This is a genomic window from Sphingomonas sp. CCH9-E2, from assembly GCF_001557215.1.
Lineage (GTDB): Bacteria > Pseudomonadota > Alphaproteobacteria > Sphingomonadales > Sphingomonadaceae > Sphingomonas.
The window spans coordinates 1-4,789 of the sequence record NZ_LSJM01000106.1; the positions used below are offsets into that span (position 1 = coordinate 1).

A 4,789-nucleotide genomic window follows, 5' to 3' on the forward strand; every position below is an offset into this window, starting at 1 on the left:
GATGAGCTTAATGCACTAACAAACCAATCGGTCCACTCGGTGGGGGCAGACCAGCGCAGCGGTCCGCTGAAGTGTTCCGCCAGATCCTGGCGCTCAAGGAGCGGATCGAGCGCGAGACGCTGCCCCGTTTCAGCCACCGCCGTCAGGACAATGTCCAGGCGTTGATGCGGCACCTTTACGCACGCCCGATCGTGGACGTGGACATGGCCCGGCGATGGATCGGCGTCACCACGAACACCGCCGCTGCGCTGATCACCGATCTGACCGCACAGGGCATCTTGACCGAGGTGACCGGGCGGCGTCGAAACCGGCTATTCGCTTTCCGCGAATATCTCGATCTGTTCCGCTAAGGTGAACCGATGACCGACAATCGCCCGATCCCCGCCGTTCGCCTCGTCACCGCTCACACCGGCGCATCCGCCAGCGCGAACGAACTCGGCATGCGTCCGATGCAGGCGCGCGCCTATGCCCATCGTGGCGAGCAGTATCTGCTGATCAAATCACCCCCGGCATCGGGCAAGTCGCGCGCGCTGATGTTCATCGCGCTCGACAAGCTGGAGAACCAGGGGGTCAAGCAGGCGATCATCGTCGTCCCCGAACGCTCGATCGGTGGCAGCTTTGCCGATGAACCGCTGAGCAAGCATGGCTTCTGGGCCGATTGGGTGGTCCGCCCGCACTGGAACCTGTGCAACACGCCCGGCGCCGACGATGTGAAGGTCGCCAAGTCCAAGGTGAAGGCGGTAGGCGAGTTTCTGGCGAGCGAGGACAAGGTGCTGGTCTGTACCCACGCCACCTTCCGCTTTGCGGTGGATGAGCTGGGGATCGAAGCGTTCGACGATCGCCTGATCGCGGTGGACGAATTTCACCACGTCTCTGCCAATCCCGACAACCGGCTGGGCGCACAGCTCGGCCAGCTGATCGCGCGGGACAAGGTGCATCTGGTCGCGATGACGGGCAGCTATTTCCGTGGCGACGCGGCGGCGGTGCTGTCGCCGGAGGATGAGGGCAAGTTCACCACCGTCACCTACACTTATTATGAGCAGCTCAACGGCTATACCTGGCTCAAGACGCTCGACATCGCCTACAGCTTCTACACCGGGCGCTATATCGACAAGATCAACGACCTGCTCGACCCGGCGGTCAAGACGATCGTGCATATCCCCAGCGTCAACAGCCGCGAAAGCACCAAGGACAAGCATCGCGAGGTCGAGGAGATCATGGATCACCTCGGCACCTGGCGCGGTACCGATCCCGTGACCGGCTTTCACCTGATCGAAACGGCCGACGGACGGACGATCAAGGTCGCCGATCTGGTCGATGACGACCCCGCCAAGCGCGACCGCGTGGCTGCGGCGCTGAAGAGCCCGGAGGCGCGCACGAACCGCGATCATGTCGACATCATCATCGCGCTGGGCATGGCGAAGGAAGGGTTCGACTGGATCTGGTGCGAACATGCACTGACCGTCGGCTATCGCTCGAGCCTGACCGAGATCATCCAGATCATCGGCCGCGCCACCCGCGATGCGCCGGGCAAGAGTGTGGCGCGCTTCACCAACCTGATCGCCGAGCCGGCTGCAGCGGACGATGTGGTGGCCGAAGCGGTCAACGATACGCTCAAGGCAATCGCTGCCAGCCTGTTGATGGAACAGGTGCTCGCCCCCCGGTTCGACTTCACGCCCAAGGATGTCGGGCCGAAGGAGGGGTTCGATTATGGCCCCGGTGGCTATCAGGAAGGACGGACCAATGTCGGCTTCAATGAGGAGCGCGGGCAGTTCCATTTTGAGCTGAAGGACCTGCTCCTGCCCAGCTCGAAGGAGGCCAAGCGGATCTGTGCCGAGGACATCAACGAGGTCATCACCAGCTTCATCCAGGACAAGCAGGCGATCGAGCGCGGGCTGTTCGACCCGGAAGTGGTGCCCGAGGAGCTGACCGTGGTGCGGATGGGCAAGATCGTGCGCGACCGCTACCCGGAGCTGAGCGAGGACGATCAGGAGGCGATCCGCCAGCACGCCATCGCCGCGCTCAACGTGACGCAGCAGGCGGCGAAGATCGTCAGCGACAGCGCCACCGACGACGGGTCGGGCGAGCTGAAGGCGAATACCTCGTTCGTTGACGGCGTGCGCAAGTTCATGAATGTGCGCGACCTCGACATCGACCTGATCGACCGCATCAACCCGTTCGACGCCGCCTATGCGATCCTGTCGCGCGCGATGAACGAAAATACGCTGCGCCAGGTGCAGGCGGCGATCACAGGGCGCAAGGTAACGCTGAGCGAGGACGAGGCGCGCGCCTATGCCGTGCGCGCGGTGCAGTGGAAACGCGAACGCGGTCGCGCGCCCGAGGTGACGTCACAGGATCCGTGGGAGCGCCAGCTGGCAGAGGGCGTTGCGGCCTTCGCGCGCTATCGGGCAAAGGCTGCCGCCAGTGGCTGACATGACCGACGACGAACTGCTGGCCGAACTGGGCATCGATCTCGCGCCCAAGCAGGTCCGCGCGCGCACGCCGCGTGAGGAGCGGATCATCGCCGGGTTCGAGGATATCGTGAAATTCCGCGAGGAACATGGCCGCGCGCCGCAGCATGGCGAGCGCCGCGACATCTTCGAACGGCTGTACGCCGTCCGGCTCGACCGGCTGCGCGCGCTGCCCGAATGCCGCGAGCTGCTTGCGGAGATGGACGCGCACGGGCTGCTCGATGGCGATGCGGGCGACGCACCGCTCGATGACGACGCGCTGCTCGCTGAACTCGGCGTCGATGCGGCGCCCGCCGACGACATCACCCAACTCCGCAACGTCCGCTCCGCCACCGAGCGAAAGGCGGCGGAGGAGATCGCCACCGCGCAACGCTGCGAAGATTTCGACCGCTTCAAGCCGCTGTTCGATCAGGTGCAGGCCGAGTTGGAGAAGGGCATCCGCACGACCCGGCGCTTCGGTCGCGATGCCAGCATCGACGTCACCGATTTCTTCATCCTGCGCGGCCAACTGGCCTATGTCGCCGAGATCATCGGCGAACCGATCAAAGCGGCGAACGGCCAGAACGATGCGCGGCTGCGGGTGATCTACTCGAATGGCACCGAGAGTGATCTGCTCCGCTGGTCACTCCAGCGCGCGCTCTACAAGGACGAAGGGGGCCGCCGCGTCACCGAACCGACCGCCGGCCCACTGTTCGATGCGCCGGAGGAGAGCGAGCATCTCGAAACCGGCACGCTCTATGTCCTGCGCAGCCGCTCGACGCACCCGACGATCGCCGCACACCGCGACCTCGTCCACAAGATCGGCATTACCGGCGGCTCAGTCGAGCGCCGCATCGCAGGCGCGGTCGACGACCCGACCTTCTTGCTCGCCGAGGTCGACGTCATCGCAACCTATAAGCTGTTTGACATCGACCGCCCGAAACTCGAACGCCTCATCCACCGCGTCCTCGACAGCGTCCGGTTCGACGCCGAACTCGCCGACCGTTTCGGCAAGCCGTTCAGGCCGCGAGAATGGTTCATGGTTCCGCTGCCGGTGATCGACGAGATCGTTCACCGGATAGAGGATGGAACGCTGGCGGGGATGGTATTCGACCGGGCGAGCGCGTCGCTTGTAGTGGCGTAGAGATAATGGCTTGTCAGTGGGCGTGACGGCTCGAAGGAACCTCAGGTCGCTGTTGCGACGATGAGCATCTCACTGCCGTCGTCGGCGTCCCCACCCGTCGACTAATCCCTAGCCCGTCGGACCGGGACATCGTACGAGCGGACGATGCGGATTACGACTCTTCAAGACCTCACGGGAGACGGCGGGGCCGCGTTCCGGCGCGCTTTTGCCGAAAAGACGCGCTGGAGTCGGCCAGCGGCGATCGATGGCGACGTTGCCGCCGGGCTTTTTTCCTTCCTAACGATTGACCGGTTGCTCGCGAGCGGCACCTTGGCGGTGGACCAGCTGCGTGTGCTGGTCAGCGGGACCGAAGCGATGCCGTCGCTGTACACCGATGCGGGCGGGTTGCGGATCGATGCCATACAGTCCTTCCTGCGTCAGGGGGCGACGCTGTCGCTCAACGATATCGGGCGTTGCGTGCCGGCGGTCGGGGCGCTCGCCGCGGCAATCGAGCGTGCGCTCGGCGTGCGCTGTGGGGTCAACGCCTATGTCACGATCGGCGACAAGGCCGCCTTCCGCCCGCACAGCGATGGGCATGATGTGCTCGTGCTCCAATGCCACGGGGCGAAGCGGTGGTATTCCCATGGGGAGGTACAGTCTTATCCGCTGGTCGGTGCGCAGATCGGTCAGGCCCCGGACCCCGTATGGGACCAGATCATGGTGGCCGGCGACCTGCTCTATCTGCCCCGCGGCGAGGTGCATTCGACCTTGCCGGAGCGCGCACCCTCCGTCCATCTGACCTTTGGCCTGACCGAGCCGACCGGGGTCGATCTGCTGCGTTGGCTGGCGACGCGCGCGGGCGACGATCCCGTGTTGCGCCGCGATCTGGGCAGTACGCTCGCCGCCGCCGAGCGGGCGCCGCGCATTGCGGCGGTCAAGGCGGCGCTGCATGCGCTGATCGACGAAATGTCGGTCGAGGCGTTTTTGGACGATCGGCGGTCGAGCCGCGAGCTGCTGCCGTTCGTCAACGCCGCGCAGGGCTGCATCCTCGACCCGAACATGGTGCTGACATCGGCGCTCCGGCGGACGGTCGATCTGAAGACCGATATCCCCGGCGAAGCGGTGGTGGTGCTCGGCGGTCGGTCGTGGCGGCTCTCGGCATTGTCGCGCCGCTTGCTCGCGATCGTGACCGCGGAGCAGCGGATCACGCTCGGGG

Annotated in this window: 4 protein-coding genes; all 4 read left to right on the forward strand. The window is 65.3% G+C overall.

Annotated elements, in window-relative coordinates; all coding sequences use genetic code 11:
• Window positions 1–71 precede the first annotated feature (71 nt).
• The gene (locus tag AX681_RS05785) at window positions 72–350 is read left to right on the forward strand and encodes a helix-turn-helix domain-containing protein (RefSeq protein WP_066662698.1); all 279 of its coding nucleotides are present in this window, start codon (window positions 72–74) and stop codon (window positions 348–350) included.
• A gap of 9 nt (window positions 351–359) precedes the next feature.
• Window positions 360–2,432, forward strand: a complete 2,073-nt coding sequence (locus AX681_RS05790; RefSeq protein ID WP_066662690.1) for a DEAD/DEAH box helicase — start codon at window positions 360–362, stop codon at window positions 2,430–2,432.
• 1 nt (window position 2,433) lies between these two features.
• Window positions 2,434–3,594, forward strand: coding sequence for a GIY-YIG nuclease family protein (locus AX681_RS05795; RefSeq protein ID WP_197422002.1), 1,161 nt, complete (start codon window positions 2,434–2,436; stop codon window positions 3,592–3,594).
• 144 nt (window positions 3,595–3,738) lie between these two features.
• The coding region (locus AX681_RS05800; RefSeq protein WP_066681930.1) for a JmjC domain-containing protein at window positions 3,739–4,789 on the forward strand (1,051 nt) is incomplete at its 3' end.

Coding starts and splice junctions, on each gene's coding strand:
- AX681_RS05790 (WP_066662690.1), top strand. CDS start 360: ATGACCGACAATCGCCCGATCCCCGCCGTTCGCCTCGTCACCGCTCAC.
- AX681_RS05795 (WP_197422002.1), top strand. CDS start 2,434: ATGACCGACGACGAACTGCTGGCCGAACTGGGCATCGATCTCGCGCCC.